Origin of the sequence: Streptomyces albidoflavus, from assembly GCF_000719955.1 — a bacterium.
Taxonomy (GTDB): domain Bacteria; phylum Actinomycetota; class Actinomycetes; order Streptomycetales; family Streptomycetaceae; genus Streptomyces; species Streptomyces albidoflavus.
Map to the genome: position 1 here is coordinate 93729 of NZ_JOII01000030.1, position 20182 is coordinate 113910.

Sequence of the window (20182 nt, forward strand, 5' to 3'; positions counted from 1 at the left end):
CCGGTCGCGGGTTTGCCTCTGCCGCCCCGCCCTGGTCGCGGCCCGTCGGGCCGGGGGACCGCAGCCCCCGAGGCCACAGCTCCACCGGCGCGGCCGACCAGGTCACGGTGCGTCCGGACCGTACGACGACTCCTGCCGGACCGGCGAGACCTGGCAAAAGTCTACCGGCGCTCCTCCGCCTCCTGGGGGCTTGCCGGGCTCTGGGCCCGGCGCCGCCGCGGCAGAACCCGCAACGCGTCCCCCATGTCGGCCACTTCGACCACCTTCATCCCCGGCGGCACCTTCCCCGGGTCGGCCGGTACGAGGGCGTGGGTGAAGCCCAGCCGGGCCGCCTCCGCCAGCCGCCGCTGGACGCCCGTCACCCGCCGGACCTCGCCCGCGAGACCGACCTCGCCGATCGCCACCAGGTTCTTCGGGAGCGGGGTGTCGCTCGCCGCGCTGGCCAGGGCGAGGGCCACCGCGAGGTCGGCGGCGGGCTCGGAGAGCTTCACGCCGCCGACCGTCGCCGAGTAGATGTCCCGCTTGCCGAGCGCGGTGATGCGGCCGCGCTGCTCCAGCACCGCCAGCATCATCGAGACCCGGGAGGTCTCCAGCCCCGAGGTGGTCCGGCGCGGGGAGGGGATCTGCGAGTCGACGGTGAGCGCCTGGACCTCGGCGACCAGCGGGCGGCGGCCCTCCAGCGTCACCGTCAGGCAGGTGCCGGGGACCGGTTCGGCGCGGCGGGTCAGGAAGAGGCCGCTGGGGTCGGCGAGGCCGGTGATGCCCTCGTCGTGCAGCTCGAAGCAGCCGACCTCGTCGGTGGTGCCGTAGCGGTTCTTGACGCCTCGGACCAGGCGGAGCCGGGCGTGCCGGTCGCCCTCGAAGTGCAGCACCACGTCGACCAGGTGCTCCAGCAGGCGGGGGCCGGCGATGGCGCCGTCCTTGGTGACGTGGCCGACCAGGAGCGTGGACATGCCGCGCTCCTTGGAGGCCCGGATCAGCGCCCCGGCCACCTCTCTGACCTGCGCCATGCCGCCGGGCGCGCCGTCGATCTCGGGGGAGGCGACGGTCTGCACGGAGTCCAGGACCAGCAACGAGGGCTTGACCGCGTCCAGATGGCCGAGCACGGCGGAGAGGTCGGTCTCGGCGGTGAGGTACAGGTGGTCGCTGAGCGCGTCGATCCGGTCGGCGCGCAGCCGGACCTGGCTGGCCGACTCCTCGCCGGTGACGTACAGCGTGCGGTGCTCGTCGGAGGCGGCCTTCGCCGCGACGTCCAGCAGCAGCGTGGACTTGCCGACGCCCGGCTCGCCCGCGACCAGCACCACGGCGCCGGGCACCAGACCACCGCCGAGCACCCGGTCCAGCTCGGGCACGCCGGTCGGGCGGGCCGTCGCCTGCTTGCCGTCGACCTGCGCGATGGGCAGGGCGGAGCTGGTCACCCGCCCCGGGGCGGTGGTGCGGACGGCGGGCGCGCCGTACTCCTCGACCGTGCCCCAGGCCTGGCACTCGGGGCAGCGGCCGAGCCACTTCGCCGTCTGCCAGCCGCACTCGGTGCACCGGTAGGACGGCCGTTCCTTGGCGGATTTCGTACGGGCAGCCATGGGGCAACGGTAGCGGCGCCCACCGACACTCCCCGCCGCGCGTCCGCCGGCCCCTACCGGCTGACCTGGAACCGCAGGTGCGTCACGCCCGGCGACATCACCACCTGGAGCCGCTCCAGCTGGACGTGGACCCCCTCCAGGTTGTCGAAGAGGCGGGTGCCGGAACCGAGGATGACCGGGGTCAGGCTGACGCACAGCTCGTCGACGAGGCCCGCGCGCAGCGCCTGCTGGACCGGGGAGGCGCCGTGCAGCACGACGTCCTTCCCGCCCGCCAGCTCCCCGGCCCGCTCCAGCGCCTCCCCGATGCCGCCGGTGACGAAGGTGAACACCTCGGGGGCGCCGACCTCGTCCGGCTTGGGCGGGGTGTGGGTGAGGACGACGCACGGGGTGGCGCCGAGCGGGCCCGCGGTGCCCCCCTCGTACGGGGCGTAGCCGTTGCGGCCCATGACGACGGCGCCGGTGCGGGCGCGCATCCCGGCGAGCAGGGCGCGGTCACCCGTCGCCATCGGCTCGTCCAGCCAGCGGCGCAGCACCTCCCCGCGCTCGCCGAGCGGGCGTTCGCGGGTGGGGCCCGGGCCGGTGACGAAGCCGTCGAGTGACATGGAGATGCCGGAGGCGATGTATCCCATGACTGCCCTGACCCGGGTGGTGTGCGGGGCTCATCGGTCCCGCCGGAAGATTTTTCCGGCCCCCCGCCGGAACCGCATGGATTCGGCCACGCCGGAACCCGGCTCCGGCGTGGCGGACGGGGCGACTCCGGGGCGCGTGCCCCTCACCTGAAGTGAGCCGTCCGGCGGGTTGAAACCTGATCTCCTGTCCCCTTATGAGGGATCTGTTCACCCGTACGGATGAAAAGTGTGCAAGGTGGCGGAAGGTTCCGCCGAACGCGCCTACGGTCGTCCGGGTGATGAGCAGCAGGACCGACCGCCCCACGCACCCCACCGGCGCGCCCAGGGCACACCGCGCCCCGGCCTCCCGGAAGGCCGGAAAGCCTGCCCAGGCCGCCGTCACCGCCGCCGGGGGGCAGGGCGACGACGCCCATCTGGACGGCCTGTTCACCTACTGCCTCTCGATCCTGCACGACCACGACCTCGCCCACTCCGCCCTGGCCGAGGTGGTCGCCCTCGCCGCACGGAACAGCTCCCGCCCCGCCCGCGGACCGGCCGGCCGCCGCGCATGGCTCTACGCCCTGGCCCGCTGGGTCTGCCTCCGCGAACTGGCCGAGGCGCAGGCCGGACGCCCGCCGGCGCACGCCCCCCGGGAGCGCCGCCGCGCCCCCGACGAGCTGCGCGCCGCCGAACTGGCCCGGCTCGCCTGGCCGGAGGCGGCCGGGACCAGCCCCGAGCAGCGCGAGGCCCTGGAACTCTCCGTACGCCACGGCCTTTCCCCCGAGGAGATCGCCGCCGTGCTCGGCGCCGACCCCGCCGCCACCCGGACCCTGCTCGCCGCCGCCTCCTGCGAGGTCGAGCGGACCAGGGCGGCGCTCAGCGTGGTCGAACGCGGCACCTGCCCCAGCGTCGCCCGCCTCACCGGCGACCGGCGGGTCCTGCTCAGCACGGCCCTGCGCACCGAACTGGTCCGGCACGTCGACGACTGCCCGCGCTGCCGCCGCGCCGCCGAACGCGCCGAGGCCGCCGCCCCCTGGCCGGGCACCGCCCGCCCCGTCCCGGGGCCGCTGCCTCTGGTCGCCCCCGACCGGGGCGCGCTGGCCGCCGCCTTCCCCTCCGGAGTGCGGTCGCACCGCGTGGTCCGCACCGCCCCGCGCTTCAACCGCGAGGGCTTCCCGATGGACCCCCGGGACCGCGCCGCCCGCCGCGAGCGGATGCGGGCCCGCGCCGTCACCACCACCCTGGTCGCCACCGTGGTCGCCGCACCGGTGCTCGCCCTGTGGGCCGCCTACCGGGGCGCGCCCGAGACCGGCGAGGCGGAGGGCGGCCGTCCGGTGGCGGCCAGCGAGAGCGGGGACCCGGACGCGGGCCACGGCCCCGGCGCCGACGGCCACTACGAGAACACCGGCAGCGCCCGCCCCTCCGACCGCCCCGACGTCTCCGTCGAGGTCACCACCCCCGGCACGCCGCCCGAGGGCTCGGCCCACGGCCCCCTCGCCGTCGAGGCCCGGCACACCCGCGACGGCACCCTCATCACCCTGACCGCCACCGGCACGGCCCCCGTCGACTGGTCCGCGCGGGCGGGCTCGGCCTGGCTCCGACTGAGCCGTACCTCCGGCACGCTGGCACCTGGCGAAACGGTCATGCTCCGGGTTCTCGTCGACGCCGGCCGCGAGCCCCGCGGCCACTGGAGCGCCCGCGTCGCCATCGGCCCGCACGGAGCCGTGGTCACCGTCCGGGGGTACGGCTCCACCCCGGGCACCCCCGGCCGCCCCGGCCCGCCCAACCCCGGCACCACCCAGCCGGGCCCCGGCGGCCCCGGCCCGACCGACCCCGGCACCCCGAAGCCGACCGACCCCGGCCCCACGGACCCGGGCCCGACCGACCCCGGCCCCACCGATCCGGGCCCCACGGACCCCGGCCCGACCGACCCGGGCCCGACCGATCCCGGGCCCACGGACCCCGGCCCGATCCCCTCCGAACCTGGCCCGTCGGACCCGGGGCCTTCGGAATCGGGGCCGTTCGAGCCCGGGCAGGGCGACTCCGGCGGCTAGTGGGTACGAAGAGGGCGAGAGAGGCTGTTGGCAGCAAGAGCGAGTAGGCGGCGGATGCCGAAGGCGCGGTGTCTTGGGCGGGCTGCACGCGACGAATGCGTTCGGATGCCAGCAGTCTGCCGTCCGCCTGGGCGTGAGCCTGTTGACCTGGATTACTCGTGCGGGTGAACGCTGATGCGTTGCGGTTTGTTTCTCTCAGTGAGTGGGGAGTTGAGCGCCTGGTTACGGAAAGCAAAGAAACGGGGATAAGTGCTCAGCCGAGTTTTACGAGGATTCGGTGTTGCTGCGGCTTCCATGCTGCTCGTTGCGGCACCCGAAGGGTCCACCGCTTTGGCGGCGGCCAGTCCAGTCCCGGACGCCGTGGGGTGGGGGGATATCAACGCCTTCAACTACACCTGGGGCGGGATCGAGATCAGTCTGCCTCGAGGGTGTCAGTTGGGTCACCGAATCAAGGGTAGCGGTAAGCGGATCAGCTATCAGGCAGCGGCCGTACAGGGCGGTGGGCTGTGTGCTGTCAAGCCACAGTTCTGCAACTGGCGCATTGATTTCAGTTATGCGGACACGGATGGGCGGACGTATAAGACGTCGCGCGGCAAGACGCACAATGTCTGCGAGCGATATCCGGAAAGGCAGGCTGCTAAGCAGACGTTGCCTCACTACGGTAAGGCGTGTGCGAAGATCTATGTAAATTCATCCCTACGGGGGACGCAGTGTCACTACATCGTCAAGTGAGGTGACGCCATGTCGCGAAGGCAAACAGGCCAGCAAAGTCCTTACTGGAAAGGAGAGACAGCGGCGTTCCTGCTAGGGACGTTGGCCGTCCTGCTGTTGACTCTGTACACCCCAGGGATGCCGCACGTTCTGGACCTCGGTGCGATCGTGGGTTCCGTGGTGGGAGGGCTGGTCGTGATGTCGGTCTACCGGTGGCGGCGACGTCGTGCCCAGCGGCGGTGAAGTGGGCGCGAATCGATTTCTGAAGCCCGGGTGAATTCGCGCCCGGCTGAGTGGGCTGAGGGAAACCAAGGGGTTGAAGGCTGTCCCGCAACTCCAGATCTCGCTTACCGGTGCTCGGCACATTCAGTCTGGCTCCAGTCGAGGCGTAACCGGACAAGCCGATCTTCCTGTGGTGATACATCCGCCTTCGATCCGAGTCGCGGGATAACCGCTGGGTGTATTGACTCGCAGCGTTGTTGACGCGGGTCAGGCCTTGATCATGATGAAGACCTCCGGTGTGGTGGAGGTGTCTAAGCTGCACCGCGCACGGAGGTCTTCGTGTCTCACCGTAACGTCCGGCTGCCGGTTCATGGCAGGCGGATCCTGGTCGAGCGCGTCCAGTCCGGTCGGCCTGTCGTGCACGTCGCGGCTGAGATGGGGATATTCCGCTCCACGGCCCACAAGTGGGTTCGCCGCTGGCGGGCCGAAGGCGAAGCCGGTCTCCACGACCGCTCAAGCGGGCCACACACGACCCCGCACCGCACGCCCGCCATGATCGAGGCCGGGCCTGCCGACTGCGGACTGGCCGCAGACTCGGACCCGCCCGTATTGGACCCGTCCTGAGCTTGCCGGCCTCGACGGTCCACCGGATCCTGACGCGCCACGGCATCAACCGACTGGCCCGGCTCGACCGCCCCCACCGGGCGGGTGATTCGACGATACGAGTGGGCCCGGCCCGGCGAACTGGTCCACGTCGGCATCAAGAAGCTCGGCAACATCCCCGACGGCGGCGGCTGGCGCGTATTCGGCAGAACAGCCGGCGCCCGCAACCGCCAGGCCAGCACCAGCGAGCGCAGGAGCTGCAATCCGGTGATCGGCTACAGCTACATCCACTCCGCCGTCGACGACCACTCCCGTCTCGCCTACAGCGAGGTCCTGCCCGACGAGCGCAAGGACACCGCGTTCGCCTTCTGGCAGCGGGCGAACGCCTTCTTCGCTGCTCACGGCGTGACGGTCGAGCGCGTCCTGACCGACAACGGCGCCTCCAATGCACCGGAAGTTCTTCCCATGATCAAGACGAGTCTGCGTTGACAACACTCGTGATCAACACGCTGGCGCGCTGGTGCGGCTATCCGGAGTCGGGATGGCGTTCCGTGGTCGTACCAAGCGCGGCTAGCTGGCTGGAACGCCCACCCCAGCTAAGGCCCCCTTTTCGTTCACATTCCCGGATCAGCCGGATGCGGTGCCACCATCGGCAGCTGGGAGGCGAGGCGGGCCTCGCAGAGTTCGGCGAGGCGGTCGTAGCCGTCCTTGCCCATGAGTTCGCGGAGTTCGGGGGCGTAGCTCACGTAGACGGGGTCGCCGGCGCCGTGGGCGGAGGTGGCGGAGGTGCACCACCAGTGCAGGTCGTGGCCGCCGGGGCCCCAGCCGCGCCGGTCGTACTCGCCGATGGAGACCTGGAGGACGCGGGTGTCGTCGGGGCGGTCGATCCACTCGTAGGTGCGGCGGACCGGGAGCTGCCAGCAGACGTCCGGCTTGGTCTCCAGGGGCTCGCGGCCCTCGCGGAGCGCCAGGATGTGCAGCGAGCAGCCGGCGCCGCCCGCGAAGCCCGGGCGGTTCTGGAAGATGCAGGAGCCCTGCCAGCGGCGGGTCTGGCGGTCGCCGTCCTCGTCCTCCTGGGTCCAGCCGGAGTCGGTGCCCACGTCGTGGTGCTGCCAGATGTCGGGCGTGAGCCTCGCCACATGGCCCGCCACCCGCTCCTCGTCCTCCTCGTCGGAGAAGTGGGCGCCCAGCGTGCAGCAGCCGTCGTCGGCACGGCCCGCCTGGATGCCCTGGCAGCCGCTGCCGAAGACGCAGTTCCAGCGGGAGGTCAGCCACGTCAGGTCGCAGCGGAAGATCTGCTCGTCGTCGGCCGGATCGGGGAACTCCACCCAGGCCCGGGCGAAGTCGAGCCCCTGCTCGTCCTGGACCCGCTCGTCCCGCGCGCCCTTGTCCGCCTTCGCCGCCTTCACCTTGCCCTTCTTCCCCTTGACCGGTGCTTCCGCCGCCCCGGCGGGGCGGTCGTCCTTCGCCTTTTTCGTCTTTGGCACGTTTCCAGCCTATGCGGGAGCCCGGTGAACCGGGACCGCGCGGCGCCGGGCGGGCAGTAGCGTTCCCCGTATGAGACTCGGTGTCCTCGACGTGGGTTCGAACACGGTGCATCTGCTGGTGGTCGACGCCCACCCTGGCGCGCGCCCGCTGCCCGCGCACTCCCACAAGACCGACCTGCGCCTCGCCCAGCTCCTGGACGAGGTCGGCGCGATCACGCCCGACGGCGTCGAGCGGCTGGTCGAAAGTGTCCGCGAGGCGCTGGCCGCCGCCGAGGACAAGGGCGTCGAGGAGCTGCTGCCCTTCGCGACCTCGGCGGTCCGGGAGGCGGCCAACGGGGACGAGGTGCTGGCCCGCGTCCACGAGGAGACCGGCGTCGCGCTGCGGGTCATCTCCGGCGAGGACGAGGCCCGCCTGACCTTCCTGGCCGCCCGCCGCTGGTACGGCTGGTCGGCCGGACGGCTGCTCGTCCTCGACATCGGCGGCGGCTCCCTGGAGATCGCCTACGGCACGGACGAGGAGCCGGACGTCAGCGTCTCCCTCCCGCTCGGCGCCGGGCGGCTCACGGCCGGGCGGCTGCCCGGCGACCCGCCGGACGCCGAGGACGTCCGGGCGCTCCGCAAGGACGTACGGACGCAGATCGCCCGCGTCGTCGGCGAGTTCAGCCGCTTCGGCGCGCCCGACCACGTCGTCGCCACCTCCAAGACCTTCAAGCAGCTGGCGCGGCTGGCCGGGGCGGCCCGCTCCGCCGAGGGGCTGTACGTCCAGCGCGAGCTGAAGCGGAAGTCGCTGGAGGAGTGGGTGCCCCGGCTGGCGGCCATGCCGGCCGCCGAGCGGGCGCTGCTGCCCGGCGTCTCGGAGGGCAGGGCGGCCCAGCTCCCGGCGGGCGCCCTGGTCGCCGAGGCGGCGATGGACCTCTTCGGCGTGGAGACGCTGGAGATCTGCCCGTGGGCGCTGCGCGAAGGCGTCATCCTCCGGCACCTGGACCACATGCCGGCCCAGTGACCGCGAGGCGGCGGGCGGAACGGCGGCCGGGGCAGGGCCACGCAGCCCGGCCCGCCGGCCCGGCAGCCGGCCGCGGACCGGCCACACCGCCCACACCGCCGACACCGCCCACACCACGCGTACCCGGGCGATCACTCTCGCCGCCGGTCCAGCCACCCGCCCCCGCCCCTGCCACCGTGATCACCGCAACCCCGCCCCCCCCCCCCCACGCGCCCACGCCGTCCGGGCGCCGAACCACCCCCGCCCGGTGAGATTGACGGCCCGCGCAACGGGAACGCACATAACGAGAACGGACATACGAGGCGTAACACCCTGTTCGTCCCGTGACCCACGCGGAACCCGCAGCGCACCCCCGTCCCAGGAGGCGACCCATGACCCTCGCGACCATCGCGGTACTCGGCGCCACCGGCGGCCAGGGCGGTGCCGTCACCGCCGCGCTGCTGCGCACAGGGCACCAGGTCAGAGCCATGGTGCGGGACCCGGGCAGCGTCCGGGCCCAGGTTCTCGCGGGGGCGGGCGTCTCCATCGAGGAGGGCGACCTCACCGACACCGACGCGCTGGCCACGCTCTTCCGCTCCACCGACGCCGCCTTCGCGGTGACCACGCCGTTCCAGGACGGCCTCGACGCCGAGAAGGAGCAGGGCGCCGCCGTCGTCCGCGCCGCCGAGCGGGCGGGCCTGCCGCACCTGGTCTTCTCCTCCGTCGCGGGGGCCGACCTCCACACCGGCATCCCGCACTTCGAGACCAAGGCGCACACCGAGCGCCTCCTGGCCGCCGCCGACGTGCCCTCCACCGTCGTCGCCCCCACCTATTTCTACGAGAACGCCCTCGGCCTGGCCGACGAGATCGAGGCCGGATTCCTCGCCCTGCCGCTCGGCCCGGAGACCAGGCTCCAGCAGATCGCCCGCCATGACCTCGGCCACGTCGTCGCCGAGATCCTCGCCGACCCCGGCGCCTGGACCGGCGAGCGCGTGGAGCTGGCCGGCGACGACCCCACCGGCCCGCAGATGGCCGCCGCGATCGGCGCCGCCACCGACCGCGAGCTGGCCTACCGCCCCACCCCGCTGGAGGCGGTCCGCGAGGCCGACCCGGACATGGGCGCCATGTGGGCCTTCCTCGCCGAGCACGGCTACGACGTCGACATCCCCGCCCTGCACGCCCGCTTCCCCGGCGTCCCCTGGACCACCTACGCCGACTGGGCCGAGTCCCAGCGCTGGCCGGACGCGCGCTGAGCGTGGACCGCCGCCGGGTCCGTGGTGAGGTGTCGCACCCCACGCCCCCGTCCCGGGCCGCGGGCCTGCGGCCCCGTTACGCTGTTCCTCGTGGCAGAACCAGTGGTGCGCATCCCCGATGCGAAGGTCGCCCTGTCGACGGCCTCGGTCTATCCGGAGTCGACGGCGACGGCCTTCGAGATCGCCGCGCGCCTGGGCTACGACGGCGTCGAGGTCATGGTCTGGACCGACCCGGTCAGCCAGGACATCGAGGCGCTGCGCCGGCTCTCCGACTACCACCGGATACCGATCCTCGCCGTCCACGCCCCCTGCCTGCTGATCACCCAGCGCGTCTGGTCCACCGACCCGTGGACCAAGCTCCAGCGCGCCAAGTCCGCCGCCGAGCGGCTCGGCGCCTCGACCGTCGTCGTGCACCCCCCGTTCCGCTGGCAGCGGCAGTACGCCAAGGACTTCGTCTCCGGCATCTGGCGGATGGCCGACGAGACGGACGTCCGCTTCGCCGTCGAGAACATGTATCCGTGGCGCTACCGCGACCGCGAGATGCTCGCCTACGCGCCCGACTGGGACGTCACCAAGGACGACTACCGGCACTTCACGGTCGATCTCTCGCACACCGCGACGGCCCGCACCGACGCCCTCGACATGATCGACCGCATGGGCGACCGCCTCGCCCACCTCCACCTCGCCGACGGCGGCGGCTCCAACAAGGACGAGCACCTCGTCCCCGGCCGGGGCACGCAGCCCTGCGCCGAGACCCTGGAGCGCCTGGCCGCCCGCGGCTTCGACGGCCATGTCGTCATCGAGGTCAACACCCGGCGCGCCATGTCCAGCGCCGAACGCGAGGCCGACCTCGCCGAGGCGCTCGCCTTCACCCGCCTCCACCTGGCCGCCACCCCGTCGCCGCACACCCCCGGCCCCGGCCGGTGACACCGGACGCGCCCCGCCGCCGGGGACGCCCCTCCCTCCGCTCGGCCGAGGGCACCCCGGCCGCCCGCGACCGCATCCTGGCCGCCGCCCGCGAGGAGTTCTCCGCCCGGGGCTACGACAAGACCTCGATCCGCCGGATCGCCCAGGCCGCGGGCGTCGACCCGGCCCTCGTCCACCACTACTTCGGCACCAAGGACGAGATCTTCGCCGCCGCCGTCGACCTCTCCCTCGCCCTCCCCGCCAAGGAGCTGCCGGCCCTCCTCGCCGACGGCCCCGACGGTGTCGGCGAACGCGTCGCCCGTCTCTTCCTGGGCTTCTGGGAGGACCCGAGGACCCGTGGGCCCGTGCTGGCGGTGGTCCGCTCGGCCCTCACCCACGAGGCGGCCCGCGACATCATGCGCAGCTTCGTCACGCGCAACCTCCTGGAGCGCATCGCCGCCCAGGTCCCCGTCCCCGCCCCGACGCTCCGCGCCGAGCTGGCCGCCTCCCAGCTGATCGGGGTCGCCATGCTCCGGTACGTACTGGAGCTGGAGCCGCTGGCCTCCGCAGACCCGGAGACGATCGTCGCCACGGTCGCCCCGACGCTCCAGCGGTACCTGACCGACCCGGAGGCCGTACCGGCCACCGGCGCCTGAGCCGCCGCCCGTCCCGCGCGCCCTGTCCCACGGCGTGGACAAACTGTCCACGAAGCGGCACGGAAGGCGTACGCTCGAAGCCAGACCCATTCCCCCAGAAGGCCCAGAAGGAGCGAGCGACGATGCCCGAGCTGAGGTCCCGCACAGTCACCCACGGCCGGAACATGGCGGGCGCCCGCGCCCTCATGCGGGCCTCCGGTGTAGCCGGCGAGGACATCGGCAAGCCGATCATCGCCGTGGCCAACTCCTTCACCGAGTTCGTCCCCGGGCACACCCACCTCCAGCCGGTCGGCCGGATCGTCTCCGAGGCGATCAAGGCGGCGGGCGCGGTGCCCCGCGAGTTCAACACCATCGCGGTGGACGACGGCATCGCCATGGGCCACGGCGGCATGCTCTACTCGCTGCCCTCCCGCGACCTCATCGCGGACTCGGTCGAGTACATGGTCGAGGCGCACTGCGCCGACGCCCTGATCTGCATCTCCAACTGCGACAAGATCACCCCGGGCATGCTGATGGCCGCCCTGCGGCTCAACATCCCCACGATCTTCGTCTCCGGCGGCCCCATGGAGGCCGGCCAGGCCACGCTGGTCGACGGCACGGTGCGAAAACTCGACCTGGTCAACGCGATCAGCGACGCGGTCGACGAGTCCGTCTCCGACGAGGACATCCTCCGCATCGAGGAGAACGCCTGCCCGACCTGCGGCTCGTGTTCCGGCATGTTCACCGCCAACTCGATGAACTGCCTCACCGAGGCCATCGGCCTCTCCCTCCCGGGCAACGGCTCGGTCCTCGCCACCCACACCGCCCGCAAGGCGCTCTACGAGCGGGCCGGCGCCACCGTGGTCGAGCTGACCAAGCGGTACTACCAGGACGACGACGCCTCGGTCCTGCCCCGCAACATCGCCACCCGCGAGGCCTTCGAGAACGCCATGGCCCTCGACATCGCCATGGGCGGCTCCACCAACACCATCCTCCACCTGCTCGCCGCCGCCCAGGAGGCCGAGCTGGGGTACGACCTCACCGACATCGACGCCATCTCGCGCCGCGTCCCCTGCCTCGCCAAGGTCGCCCCGAACGTCGCCCCCGGCGGCACGTACTACATGGAGGACGTGCACCGCGCCGGCGGCATCCCCGCCCTCCTCGGCGAGCTGTACCGCGGCGGCCTGCTCAACGAGAACGTCCACACCGTCCACTCCGACACCATCGACGAGTGGCTGAAGAACTGGGACATCCGCAGTGGCTCGGCCTCCGCCGAGGCCCTGGACCTCTGGTACGCCGCCCCCGGCTGCCGCCGCTCCGCCGAGGCGTTCTCCCAGTCCGAGCGGTGGGACTCGCTCGACACCGACGCGGCCGGCGGCTGCATCCGCTCGGTCGAGCACGCCTACTCCGCCGACGGCGGCCTCGCCGTGCTGCGCGGCAACATCGCGGTGGACGGCTGCGTCGTCAAGACCGCCGGCGTCGACGAGTCGATCTGGACCTTCGAGGGCCCGGCCGTCGTCTGCGAGTCCCAGGAGGACGCGGTCGACAAGATCCTCCGCAAGGAGATCACCCACGGCGACGTGGTCGTCATCCGCTACGAGGGCCCCAAGGGCGGCCCCGGCATGCAGGAGATGCTCTACCCGACCTCCTTCCTGAAGGGCCGGGGGCTCGGCAAGACCTGCGCGCTCATCACCGACGGCCGCTTCTCCGGCGGCACCTCGGGCCTCTCCATCGGCCACGCCTCCCCGGAGGCGGCCTCCGGCGGCGCCATCGCCCTCGTCGAGGACGGCGACCGCATCCGGATCGACATCCCGAACCGCTCCATCGACCTGCTGGTCGACGACGCCACCCTCGACGCCCGCCGCGAGGCCCTCGGCGGCCGCTACGAGCCCGTCGCCCGCGAGCGCAAGGTCTCCGCCGCCCTGCGCGCCTACGCCGCCATGGCCACCAGCGCCGACAAGGGCGCGGTCCGCGATGTGACGAAGCTGGGCTGACCCGCGTACGACCACTCCCCGGCCCCGGCCGCCCCCAGCGGGCGCCGGGGCCGAGGCGTGCCCGGCCTCACTCCGCCCAGGGCAGCCGCCGCGGCTCCGGGCTCCCCGGCGTCGTCACCGCACCCCCGGAGGCCATCGCGACCAGCGCCTCGGCGGGCCCCCGCACCGTCCGCACCCGGCGCGTCGCCCCGGCCGGGAGGATGACGGTGCCGCCCGCCGAGACGGCGGCGGCCTCCGCGCCGCAGGTGAACTCCAGCACCCCGCTCAGCACGGTCCAGACCTGCTCCCGGTCGGCCGTGTGCACCGGACCGGCCGCCTCCGCCTCCATCCGCACCCGCCAGGTGCTGAGTTCGGTGCTGCCCCGGCTGGGCGCGGCGAGCCCGGTCATGACGGCGTTCGGGGTGGCGGTGACATGGGCGGGGGAGGGCGCGACGACCTGCATGGGGAAGGCTCCTTGGGCGGTGGCGACAGTGAGTCAAGCTGCTTTACTTGATGGGAGTAAAGCAGCTTGACCGCTCCGTGTCATCATGAATCCCGTGCGCCGAGACGATCCCCTGCCCGAGGCCGAGCTGACCTTCCTGCTCGGCATGGCGTTCCAGCTGGTGCTGGCCGAGTTCAACGACCGGGTCGCCGCCGTCGGCGAGGGCGACCTGCGCCCCGTCCACGGCATGGTCTTCCAGCTCCTCGCCCGCACCCCCGTCACCAGCAGCGAACTGGCCGAGCGCCTCGGCGTCACCAAGCAGGCCGCCGGGCAGATCGTGGACGACCTGGAACGCCGCGGCTACGTCCGCCGCGACCCCCACCCGGCGGGCGGCCGCCGCAAGCTCCTCGTCCTGACCGACGCCGCCCGCGCCCACCTCGCCGTCGCCGGCCGCGTCCTCCACACCCTGGAGGCCGAACTCGCCGACCGCCAGGAGGGCGCCACCCTCGCCCCCCTCCGCACCGGACTGGCCGCCCTGATCCGCACCCTCACGGGCGACGACCTTCCCCCGCTGAGGCCCGTCTGGTGACCCCGCCCGCCAGGCCGCTCCCCGCCCCCGCCCCCGCCCCCGACCGGAGACAATCGCCACCGTGACCGACTCGCCCCGCCCCACCGCCCCCGGCCCGCACCCCGAGCCGATCCGTTTCTTCGGCACCACCTGGCTCGACCACTCCGGCCACTACGGCCTGCGCCGCGCCGGTGTCGCGGCCGGCTCCCTCGCGCTCGCCGCCGCCAGCGCCGTGCTGCTGCGGATCGGCTACCAGGGCATGGCCCTGGCCGAGGTCGGCTGGGTGCTCAACGTCCTGGTCGTCGGCATGTTCGCGCTCTGCACCGCCATCGCCTTCGGCCGGGAGTGGGAGAGCTTCACCAAGCGCCCCGATCCCGAGCGCCGGCAGTCGCTGCGCGGCCTCATGGCCATCGGCTTCCTCGGCGTCCTCGTCGCCTGGGCCCTGCGCAGCCTCCGCGAGGCGCCGGGCGAGGGGCTGCACCGCGCCGAGTACGAGGAGGCCGTCGCCCAGGCGTCCCGCCGCCGCGCCCGCCGCACCGGCCACCCGGGACGCCGGGCGAAGCGCTGACCGCCCGCTACTTCGCGCGCCCCTCGGCCAGGGTGTGCGCCACGAGCGCGTTGGCGTGCCCGTGCCCCAGCCCGTGCTCGGCCTTCAGCCAGGCCACCAGCTCCATGTGCCGGGTCAGCGGCGACGACCGGACCAGCTCCTGCCACTCCGCCACCGGCCGCCCGTACGTCTTCTCGATCGACGGGAAGTAACTGGCCGGGCCCTTCACGTTTTCCGCCATGACGGACAACCCCCTCCGGAACGACTCCTCGACGCACACCGCGCCGCCTGTCACCCCCTACGACCGTCCCGCCCGCGAAAACTCATCGCCGCGCGGCGCGTCACTTCCCGCCCGGCACGGAAACCCCTGGCCCCCACAACACCCCAGGTGATAGCCACGACCTGAACCAGCGCCCACCCCGGAGGAGCCCGCATGCCCGACCCCCTGGCCGACCGCACCCGCCGAGCCGCCTCCTTCAACACCGCCTCGGCCCACTACGCCAAGTACCGCCCCTCCTACCCGCCGGCTCTGTACGAGGCCGTGGAGGAAGCGCTCGGCCGCCCCCTCGCCGGAGTCCGCGTCGCCGACATCGGCGCCGGAACCGGCATCGCCACCGCCCAGCTCCACGCACGCGGCGCCCATGTCCTCGCCGTCGAGCCCGGCGAAGGCATGGCGGCCGAACTCCGCCGGACCCTGCCCGGCACCCCCCTGGTCCGCGGCGACGGCAACGCCCTCCCCCTCGCCGACGGCGCCGCCGACCTCGTCACCTTCGCCCAGTCCTTCCACTGGACCGACCCCGGGCGCGCCCTTCCGGAGGCGTACCGCGTGCTGCGCCCCGGCGGCGTCCTGGCCCGCTGGTGGAACATCTCCGACTCCTCCCACACCTGGGTCGCCGACCAGGCCGACCGCCTGCTCGCCCACTTCGGCCCGGAGGGCGCCGCCCACGGCGCGCACATCCCGGGCCGCGCCGACGCCGACGCCGCCCCCGCCGTCGGGGACCCCGTCGTGGGAGCGCTGGCCAAGGCGCCCTCCCGCCCCGGCGCCCCCGAACCCGAGCCGGTGGCCGACGCCCCGCTCACCCACCGGATCCCCTGGTCGCGCCGGCTCACCGTCGACGACCACCTGGCCAACCTCGCCAGCCACTCCCTCTTCCTGGTCGCCGACGCCGCCCTCGCCCAGGATTTCCTCGACCGCGAGCGCGCCCGGCTGCTCCAGCTCTTCCCCGACGGTCACGTCGAGGAGCGGTACGTGGTGGACCTGGTCCTGACCTCCCGGCCCGTCTCCGCCTGACCACCCCGCCCGGCGCGCCGCCCTCCCGGAGTTTCCACCGGGTCGGGCGGCGCGCCGTTCGCGTACCACTCCTCCTCGTCCCTTGACCCGGACCCGTCCCAGGAGGAGTATTCAACAGGTGATGAATAAAAAGCCGCCGCCCGACGACGCCCCGGGCGCCGCCGTCACCGCCACCGCCCTCACCGTCACCCGGGGCTCCCGCACCGTCCTGGACGACCTCCACTTCACCGTGGAAACCGGCCAGGTCACCGGCCTCCTCGGCCCCTCCGGCTGCGGCAAGACCACCCTCATGCGCGCCCTCGCCGGCACCCAGGCCAAGGTCACCGGCACCCTCGACGTCCTCGGCCACCCGGCCGGCGACCCCCGCCTGCGCCATTGCATCGGCTACGTCACCCAGGCCCCCTCCGTCTACGACGACCTGACCGTCCGCCAGAACCTCGCCTACTTCGCCGCCGTCCTCGACCCGGGCCGCCGCGCCACGGCCCGCCGCGTCGAGGCCGTCACCCGCGCCCTCGCCGACGTCGACCTCACCTCGCACGCCGACGCCCTCGCCGGACAGCTCTCCGGCGGCCAGCGCAGCCGGGTTTCCCTCGCCGTCGCCCTGCTCGGCGCCCCCGACCTCCTCGTCCTGGACGAACCGACCGTCGGCCTCGACCCCGTACTCCGCCGCGACCTGTGGAACCTCTTCCACCGCCTCGCCGCCGAACACGGCACCACCCTCCTCGTCTCCTCGCACGTCATGGACGAGGCGGAGCGCTGCCACCGCCTCCTCCTCATGCGCGAGGGCCGCGTCCTCGCCGAGGACACCCCCGAGGCCCTGCGCGCCCGCACCCACCGCCCCACCGTCGAAGAAGCCTTCCTCCACCTGGTCGACGCCGCCGGCCACCCGGCGACGACCCCCGAGGAGCGCACCCCATGACCGCCACCGCCACCCCGGCGCGCCCCACCGCCTTCTCCGCCGCCCGCACCCTCGCCACCGCCGCCCGCGTCCTGCGCCAGCTCCGCCACGACCCGCGCACCATCGCCCTGCTGCTCCTGGTGCCCTGCGTCATGATCACGCTGCTCCGCTACGTCTTCGACGGCAGCCCGGGCACCTTCGATGCCATCGGCGCCTCCCTGCTCGGGATCTTCCCGCTCATCACGATGTTCCTGGTCACCTCCATCGCCACCCTGCGCGAACGCACCTCGGGCACCCTGGAACGCCTCCTCGCCCTGCCGCTCGGCAAGGCCGACCTCATCGCCGGCTACGCCCTCGCCTTCGGCGCCCTCGCGGTGGTCCAGTCGGCGCTCGCCACCGCGCTCTCCGTCTGGCTCCTGGGCCTCGACGTCACGGGCTCCCCGTGGCTGCTGCTCCTGGTCGCCGTCCTCGACGCGCTGCTCGGCACCGCCCTCGGCCTCTTCGTCTCGGCCTTCGCCGCCTCCGAGTTCCAGGCCGTGCAGTTCATGCCGGCGGTGATCTTCCCGCAGCTGCTGCTCTGCGGCCTCTTCACCCCGCGCCCGAACATGCACCCCGTCCTGGAGGCCGTCTCGAACGTGCTCCCCATGTCGTACGCCGTCGACGCGATGAACGAGGTCCTCACCCGCCCGGGAGTCACCGGCACCTTCGTCCGCGACCTGGCGATCGTCGCCGGCAGCGCCGTACTCGTCCTGGTCCTCGGCGCCGCCACCCTGCGCCGCCGCACCACCTGACCGACCGACCGGCGGACAGCTCCGCGCCCCGCCGCCCGCCGGTGCGAGGATGACGAGCGGAACGGCACGTACGGCACCACGCGGAGGGCGAACCCCGACATGACCCAGAAAGTCGCAGTGCTCGGCACCGGCAAGATCGGCGAGGCCCTGCTCAGCGGAATGATCCGCGCCGGCTGGTCCCCCGCGGACCTCCTCGTCACCGCCCGCCGCCCCGAGCGCGCCGACACCCTCCGCGAGCGCTACGGCGTCACCCCGGTCACCAACGCCGAGGCCGCCAAGACCGCCGACACCCTCATCCTCACCGTCAAGCCGCAGGACATGGGCGCCCTCGTCGAGGAACTGGCCCCGCACGTCCCCGCCGACCGCCTCGTCATCAGCGGCGCCGCCGGCATCCCCACCGCGTACTTCGAGGAGCGCTTGGCCGCCGGCACCCCCGTGGTCCGCGTCATGACCAACACGCCCGCCCTGGTGGACGAGGCGATGTCGGTGATCTCCGGCGGTACGCACGCCAACCCGGCGCACCTCGCCATCGCCCAGGAGATCTTCGGCGGCGTTGGCAAGACCCTGCGCGTCCCCGAGTCCCAGCAGGACGCCGCCACCGCCCTCTCCGGCTCCGGCCCCGCCTACTTCTACTTCCTGGTCGAGGCGATGACCGACGCCGGCATCCTGCTCGGCCTGCCCCGCTCCCAGGCCCACGACCTCATCGTGCAGGCCGCGATCGGCGCCGCCGTCATGCTCCGCGACAGCGGCGAACACCCCGTGAAACTCCGCGAGGCCGTCACCTCCCCGGCCGGCACCACCATCAACGCCATCCGCGAACTGGAGAACCACGGCGTCCGCGCCGCCCTCATCGCCGCCCTGGAGGCCGCCCGCGACCGCAGCCGCGAACTGGCCTCCGGCAAGGGCTGACCAAAACGGGGTGGGGCGCCCGAGGCAGCCCCACCCCGTGCCCTTTCAGGCCGGCAGCAGCCCGACCGCCCGGTACGCCTCGTCGACCACGGGCCGCGCCATCGCCCGCGCCCGCTCGGCCCCGCGCCGCAGCACCGCGTCCACCTCACCGCGATCGGCCACCAGCGCGGCATGCCGCTCCCGCACCGGCCGCAGCACCTCCTCCACCGCCCCGGCCGTGTCCTTCTTCAACGCGCCGTACGAGGTGTACTGCCCGGCCAGCTTCTCGGGATCGGCTCCGGTGCACCCCGCCAGGATCTCCAGCAGGTTGGTGACCCCGGGCATCCGCTCCCGGTCGTGGCGCACCTCGCGGCCGCTGTCGGTCAGCGCCCGCATCACCTTCCGCCGCACCACCTCCGGCTCGTCCAGCAGATAGATGATGCCCGCCCCCGACTCGTGCGACTTCCCCATCTTGGCGCCGGGCTCCTGCAGGTCCATGACGCGCGCCCCCACCGGCGGATTGGTCGCCCGGGGCACCACGAACGCCGGCCCGTACCGCTGGTTGAACCGCTCCGCGAGGTCCCGCGTCAGCTCGACGTGCTGCGTCTGGTCCTCACCCACCGGCACCTCGTCCGTCCGGTACGCCAGGATGTCCGCCGCCATCAGCACGGGATAGGTCAGCAACGACAGCCGCACACTCCCGCCCCGCTCCCGCTCCTTCACGGACTTCTCCTTGTACTGGATCATCCGCCGCATCTCCCCGTCGGTGGCGACGCACTCCAGGAGATAGGAGAGCCGGGCGTGCTCGTCGACGTGGCTCTGCACGAAGACCGTGCACCGCTCGGGGTCGAGCCCCGCCGCCAGCAGCAGCGTCGCGGCCTGCCGGCTCAGTCTGCGGACCCGCGCCGGATCGTGCTCGACGGTCAGTGCGTGCAGATCCACCACGCAGAACAGCGCGTCCGCCCGGTGCTGGTCACGCTCGACCCACTGGCGCACCGCGCCCAGGTAGTTCCCCAGCGTCAGATGCCCGGTCGGCTTGATCCCGCTGAATACCCGCGTCATCTCTCTCCCACTCTCTCCGAGGGGCCCCGCACCTTCCGGCCGGCCGCTCCCGCTCAGGGAGGAGATACGCCAACGGCCGCCGGTGCGGCGGCCGTTGTCTGCACACGTCAGGGCTGGCCGCCGTCAGGCGGCCCACCAGAGCCCGTTGTACGTACGCGTGGTCACGGGGGGAGCTTAGACCGGGACCACCCCAAGTTGACAGCCCCTGGAGCCCCTCCGTAAGGTCCAGCGAGTTGCCCGACGTGAGCGCCGGTTCCCACCGGTCCCCGGGCAGCCGATCCGCAGGACCTCTTCAGAACGCACAGCGGTCTCCGCTGCTCGTTCCGTCGCGCATTGCGGAATGAGGAATCCGCGTCCCGACAGGGCCGCCCCCGATTAGCTCGGGGAAAGGGAATCCGCTAAAGTCTCACCAGTCGGAACGGCCCAACAGCCGGGAAGGCGAATCCCGCTGACTGGGAATCAGGCCCGAAAGGATCTGATAGAGTCGGAACCGCCGGAAAGGGAAAAGCGAAGCGGAAACGCGGAGCTGGAACCGGAAAGGCACCGAGGAAATCGGACGCGAAAGAGTCTGATAGAGTCGGTAACACGAAATACCGAAGGGAAGCGCCCGGAGGAAAGCCCGAGAGGGTGAGTACAAAGGAAGCGTCCGTTCCTTGAGAACTCAACAGCGTGCTAAAAGTC

The 20182-nt window shown here is 73.0% G+C and carries 18 protein-coding genes and 1 pseudogene; 13 read left to right on the forward strand and 6 right to left on the reverse strand.

The window, feature by feature from the left end:
• Nucleotides 1–161: 161 nt before the first annotated feature.
• Together radA and IF45_RS0125025 are read right to left on the reverse strand one after the other, a co-directional pair.
• Entirely contained in the window at nucleotides 162–1580 is a 1419-nt protein-coding gene (gene radA / locus IF45_RS0125020; protein WP_003948876.1) for a DNA repair protein RadA, read from the reverse strand.
• Nucleotides 1581–1633: 53 nt separating this feature from the next.
• A complete protein-coding gene (locus IF45_RS0125025) occupies nucleotides 1634–2209 on the reverse strand; it encodes a dihydrofolate reductase family protein (RefSeq protein ID WP_008404967.1) in 576 nt (191 codons plus the stop codon).
• 278 nt (nucleotides 2210–2487) lie between these two features.
• On the opposite strand from IF45_RS0125025, the gene IF45_RS33635 reads away from it, so the two are divergent.
• Complete coding sequence (locus IF45_RS33635) at nucleotides 2488–4242, forward strand: BACON domain-containing protein (RefSeq protein WP_030309704.1); 1755 nt, start codon at nucleotides 2488–2490, stop codon at nucleotides 4240–4242.
• Nucleotides 4243–5514: 1272 nt separating this feature from the next.
• Nucleotides 5515–6219, forward strand: a pseudogene (locus IF45_RS31605) (helix-turn-helix domain-containing protein); the annotation flags it as partial.
• A gap of 173 nt (nucleotides 6220–6392) precedes the next feature.
• Here IF45_RS31605 and IF45_RS0125040 read toward each other — a convergent pair.
• Nucleotides 6393–7265 (reverse strand): DUF3109 family protein, encoded by an 873-nt coding sequence (locus tag IF45_RS0125040; RefSeq protein WP_107048052.1) that lies wholly within the window; start codon nucleotides 7263–7265, stop codon nucleotides 6393–6395.
• 70 nt (nucleotides 7266–7335) lie between these two features.
• On the opposite strand from IF45_RS0125040, the gene IF45_RS0125045 reads away from it, so the two are divergent.
• The 5 genes from IF45_RS0125045 to ilvD all read left to right on the forward strand — a co-directional run bounded on the left by IF45_RS0125045 (nucleotide 7336) and on the right by ilvD (nucleotide 13035).
• Nucleotides 7336–8268, forward strand: a complete 933-nt coding sequence (locus tag IF45_RS0125045) for a Ppx/GppA family phosphatase (RefSeq protein ID WP_008404957.1) — start codon at nucleotides 7336–7338, stop codon at nucleotides 8266–8268.
• A 371-nt stretch (nucleotides 8269–8639) separates the two neighbouring features.
• On the forward strand, nucleotides 8640–9500 hold the full coding sequence (locus IF45_RS0125050; protein WP_008404955.1) for an NmrA/HSCARG family protein: 861 nt from the start codon (nucleotides 8640–8642) through the stop codon (nucleotides 9498–9500).
• 90 nt (nucleotides 9501–9590) lie between these two features.
• Entirely contained in the window at nucleotides 9591–10427 is an 837-nt protein-coding gene (locus IF45_RS0125055) for a sugar phosphate isomerase/epimerase family protein (RefSeq protein ID WP_003948867.1), read from the forward strand.
• Nucleotides 10424–11062 (forward strand): TetR/AcrR family transcriptional regulator, encoded by a 639-nt coding sequence (locus IF45_RS0125060; RefSeq protein ID WP_003948866.1) that lies wholly within the window; start codon nucleotides 10424–10426, stop codon nucleotides 11060–11062. The genes IF45_RS0125055 and IF45_RS0125060 overlap by 4 nt, the downstream gene beginning before the upstream one ends.
• A 122-nt stretch (nucleotides 11063–11184) precedes the next feature.
• Nucleotides 11185–13035 carry a dihydroxy-acid dehydratase gene (gene ilvD, locus IF45_RS0125065; protein ID WP_003948865.1) on the forward strand — a complete coding sequence of 617 codons (1851 nt, stop codon included), beginning with the start codon at nucleotides 11185–11187 and terminating at the stop codon, nucleotides 13033–13035.
• Between the two features lie 67 nt (nucleotides 13036–13102).
• Here the strand turns inward: ilvD and IF45_RS0125070 are convergent, their stop codons facing one another.
• Nucleotides 13103–13477, reverse strand: coding sequence for a cupin domain-containing protein (locus tag IF45_RS0125070; RefSeq protein ID WP_030309711.1), 375 nt, complete (start codon nucleotides 13475–13477; stop codon nucleotides 13103–13105).
• A gap of 85 nt (nucleotides 13478–13562) precedes the next feature.
• On the opposite strand from IF45_RS0125070, the gene IF45_RS0125075 reads away from it, so the two are divergent.
• Both IF45_RS0125075 and IF45_RS0125080 read left to right on the forward strand, forming a co-directional pair.
• Entirely contained in the window at nucleotides 13563–14045 is a 483-nt protein-coding gene (locus tag IF45_RS0125075; protein WP_030309715.1) for a MarR family winged helix-turn-helix transcriptional regulator, read from the forward strand.
• Between the two features lie 61 nt (nucleotides 14046–14106).
• Complete coding sequence (locus IF45_RS0125080) at nucleotides 14107–14592, forward strand: hypothetical protein (RefSeq protein ID WP_008404948.1); 486 nt, start codon at nucleotides 14107–14109, stop codon at nucleotides 14590–14592.
• Between the two features lie 7 nt (nucleotides 14593–14599).
• Here the strand turns inward: IF45_RS0125080 and IF45_RS0125085 are convergent, their stop codons facing one another.
• Nucleotides 14600–14812 carry a DUF4287 domain-containing protein gene (locus tag IF45_RS0125085; protein WP_030309716.1) on the reverse strand — a complete coding sequence of 71 codons (213 nt, stop codon included), beginning with the start codon at nucleotides 14810–14812 and terminating at the stop codon, nucleotides 14600–14602.
• Nucleotides 14813–15004: 192 nt separating this feature from the next.
• Between IF45_RS0125085 and IF45_RS0125090 the strand changes: the two genes are divergently transcribed.
• From IF45_RS0125090 to proC, 4 genes are all read left to right on the forward strand, one after another.
• A complete protein-coding gene (locus IF45_RS0125090) occupies nucleotides 15005–15862 on the forward strand; it encodes a class I SAM-dependent methyltransferase (RefSeq protein WP_030309718.1) in 858 nt (285 codons plus the stop codon).
• Nucleotides 15863–15983: 121 nt separating this feature from the next.
• Nucleotides 15984–16781, forward strand: a complete 798-nt coding sequence (locus IF45_RS0125095; protein WP_008404939.1) for an ABC transporter ATP-binding protein — start codon at nucleotides 15984–15986, stop codon at nucleotides 16779–16781.
• Nucleotides 16778–17551 (forward strand): ABC transporter permease, encoded by a 774-nt coding sequence (locus tag IF45_RS0125100; protein WP_008404937.1) that lies wholly within the window; start codon nucleotides 16778–16780, stop codon nucleotides 17549–17551. The genes IF45_RS0125095 and IF45_RS0125100 overlap by 4 nt, the downstream gene beginning before the upstream one ends.
• A gap of 99 nt (nucleotides 17552–17650) precedes the next feature.
• Nucleotides 17651–18460 (forward strand): pyrroline-5-carboxylate reductase, encoded by an 810-nt coding sequence (gene proC / locus IF45_RS0125105; RefSeq protein ID WP_003948858.1) that lies wholly within the window; start codon nucleotides 17651–17653, stop codon nucleotides 18458–18460.
• Nucleotides 18461–18505: 45 nt separating this feature from the next.
• Here the strand turns inward: proC and trpS are convergent, their stop codons facing one another.
• Nucleotides 18506–19501, reverse strand: a complete 996-nt coding sequence (gene trpS / locus IF45_RS0125110; RefSeq protein ID WP_030309725.1) for a tryptophan--tRNA ligase — start codon at nucleotides 19499–19501, stop codon at nucleotides 18506–18508.
• Between the last annotated feature and the right edge of the window lie 681 nt (nucleotides 19502–20182).